We start from the raw sequence: 2,674 nt of genomic DNA, 5'->3' as shown, positions 1-2,674 counted from the left end.
GCTGGCGATCAGGCAGCCGGGATGGCCGTTCGGCAGGTCGGCCATGACTTCGGCGAGCAGTTTCAACGAGATCAGGAACGACTGCAGCGGGTCGTCCGAGAGCTCACGCCCCCGCCTGAAGATCTCGTCGAACAGGCGATCATTGGTCTCCACGTAGCGGCGCAGCATCTCCCGTGCGAGGGCGTTCTTGTCCCTGAAGTGATAGAAGAAACCGCTCTTGGTCAGCCCGGCCTCGGCGATGACCTCGTCGATCGAGGTCGCGCCGAAGCCCTTTGCGAGCACCGCCGCTTCCGCGATCTCGAGAATGCGCTCGCGCGTCGCTTCGCCCTTTCCCATCGATCTCTCCAAAACCGTACCGGCGGTGCGGAATTTGCCGCCCTAAGCCTACGACAACTCCGAATGGATCATGCAAGCCTTTGATTTGTCTCTGCTTGCGAGCGGAAGTTCAGCCGCACCACGGGCCTTCTAGAGCGACGCGACATTATGCGGCACCAAATGCCGAGACCGAACACGGGCATGGCGCGACCGAGTGAAGAGAGCGAGCCCGTCCAAATGATGGAGCGATCGATGGCCAGATACAGACATGGTTTGCCGCAACATGGCGGCCGCATTTTCCTGACTGACGGCGGCATGGAAACCACCCTGATCTTTCACCACGGGCTTGAGCTGCCCCACTTCGCGGCATTCGTGCTGCTCGACAACGCGGACGGCCGTGCGCATCTGAAGCGGTACTACGAAGCTTATCTGCGCATCGCGCGGCAGCATGGGCTCGGCTTCGTGCTCGACACGCCGACCTGGCGCGCCAACCCGGATTGGGGTGCCAAGCTCGGCTATGATGCGGCCGGGCTCGATGCCGTCAACAAGCGCGCCATCCGCTTCCTCGACGAATTGCGCGGCGCCTGGGAGTCTCCCGGCATGCCCTGCGTCATCAACGGCGCGATCGGTCCGCGCGGCGACGGCTACAAGGCCGGCAACATGGACGCTGCGGAGGCGGAAGCCTACCACTCGGGCCAGATCGCGGCCTTCGCCGAGGCAGGCGCCGACATGGTGACTGCGTTCACGCTGAACAGCATCAACGAAGCGATTGGCGTGGTGCGCGCAGCCAAGAGGCAGGACATTCCGGCTGCAATCTCGTTCACAGTCGAGACCGATGGCCGCCTCGTCAGGGGAGAGTCGCTCCGCGAGGCTATCGAAGCGGTCGACGACGCAACCGAACGTGCCTGCGAATATTTCCTGATCAATTGCGCGCACCCGAGCCATTTCGAGTCTGCGCTCGCGACCGGCGAAGCGTGGGTCCAACGCGTCCACGGCATCAGGGCCAATGCGTCGGCCAAAAGCCATGCCGAGCTCGACGAGTCGGAGACCCTCGACAGCGGTGATCCCGTCGATCTCGGCCGCCGCTACCTCTCGCTCAGGCGCGCATTCCCCGGCATGCGCATCCTCGGCGGCTGTTGCGGCACTGATCACCGGCACGTTGCCGCGGTCTGCGAGGCCTGCCTGCCGTCGGAAGCGATGACGGCGTGATGTGCAAGACGTAATGTGAAAGAGGTGATGCGAAAGAAATGGCCGGGATCGCTCCCGGCCATTTGCGTTCGTGGGCTGATGCCTCAGCGCGGCGGCGCGGTGCCGGGCGGGGGCGGCGGCAGCGAGGCCTGGCCGCCGTTGAGCAGCGGCGTGATGTTGCGGATCGTCACGCGACGGTTGATCGCGCTCGGCCCCTGTGTCTGCTCCTTCAGATATTGCTCGCCGTAGCCCTGCGAGGTCAGGTTCTCGGCGGGCACGCCGAACTGCTGCGTCAGCAATTCGGCCGCGGACTGCGCACGGCGGTCCGACAAGGAGAGATTGTCGACTTCGTTGCCGACCGCGTCGGTGTGTCCCTCGATCAGGAAGACCTCGCGCGGGTTGCGCTGGATTGCCTGGTTGAGGCCATCCGCGATCACCTGCAGCCGGGCCGCCTGGTCCGGTGGGATGGTCCACGATCCTGTCTCGAAGATGATCGTGTTGACGTCGATGCTCGGCATCTGCATGCGAACATTCGGGCTGTAGCGGATCTCGTCGAGCGAGTAGCGCCGGTCGATTCGCTGCACCGGCGGCGCCATCATGGTCTGGTAGATCACGTCCGGCGACGCCTCTTGGGCGTCGACGATGTAGCGATCATAGGGAATGTTCACGACCGGTGGCGGCACGTCGACATAGAAGCCGCCGACCGCCCGCGGATCGCGGTAGGTGTTGTCGATGATGATGATCTCGCGCCCGCGGGGATCCCGGCGGATACGCCGCATCAGGCGGCCGTCGGCGCCGACAACCGTGATGATCTCGCTGCCGTCGGGACGGATCACGACGGTGCGGGTCTCGTTACCGACGGTATCGGTGCGGATGTCGCGGGCGCCGTAGCGGAAGCGATAGAGGTCGTTGCCGCGGACATAGGCCTGCCCGCCCGGATCGCGGATGATGATGCGGTCGGGCTCGGTGTAGATCGTGCGTCCGCCCTCGACGGTTTCGCGTCGCTGGTTGTGGAGGTCGGAGATGGTCGCGCCGATCACGGCTCCGGCCACCACGCCTGCTCCGACCGCGAGCGGCGTCAGGTCGCGCTGCGGCGGACGCGGCGGCGGCGGCAGGGGCGCCGAGACCGTCGGCGCCGCCCGGAAGGCCGGTGCCACCGTCGGCGGACGAT

Annotated in this window: 3 protein-coding genes; 1 reads left to right on the top strand and 2 read right to left on the bottom strand. The window is 65.6% G+C overall.

Annotated features, from left to right (window positions below; translation table 11 throughout):
* A partial coding sequence (locus tag JHD07_RS36360) for a TetR/AcrR family transcriptional regulator (RefSeq protein WP_291630958.1) occupies positions 1 to 336 on the bottom strand: 336 nt, incomplete at its 3' end.
* A 231-nt stretch (positions 337 to 567) separates the two neighbouring features.
* On the opposite strand from JHD07_RS36360, the gene JHD07_RS36355 reads away from it, so the two are divergent.
* Positions 568 to 1,524 carry a homocysteine S-methyltransferase family protein gene (locus JHD07_RS36355; protein WP_291630955.1) on the top strand — a complete coding sequence of 319 codons (957 nt, stop codon included), beginning with the start codon at positions 568 to 570 and terminating at the stop codon, positions 1,522 to 1,524.
* An 83-nt stretch (positions 1,525 to 1,607) separates the two neighbouring features.
* On the opposite strand, the gene JHD07_RS36350 is transcribed toward JHD07_RS36355, so the two are convergent.
* The gene (locus tag JHD07_RS36350; RefSeq protein WP_291630962.1) at positions 1,608 to 2,660 is read right to left on the bottom strand and encodes an OmpA family protein; all 1,053 of its coding nucleotides are present in this window, start codon (positions 2,658 to 2,660) and stop codon (positions 1,608 to 1,610) included.
* Between the last annotated feature and the right edge of the window lie 14 nt (positions 2,661 to 2,674).

Source organism: Bradyrhizobium sp. (assembly GCF_016462955.1).
Classification (GTDB): Bacteria; Pseudomonadota; Alphaproteobacteria; order Rhizobiales; family Xanthobacteraceae; genus Bradyrhizobium.
Note: the sequence above shows the minus strand (reverse complement) of the source record. Positions and strands in the feature narration are given on the sequence as shown.

Coding starts and splice junctions, on each gene's coding strand:
- JHD07_RS36355 (WP_291630955.1), top strand. CDS start 568: ATGGCCAGATACAGACATGGTTTGCCGCAACATGGCGGCCGCATTTTC.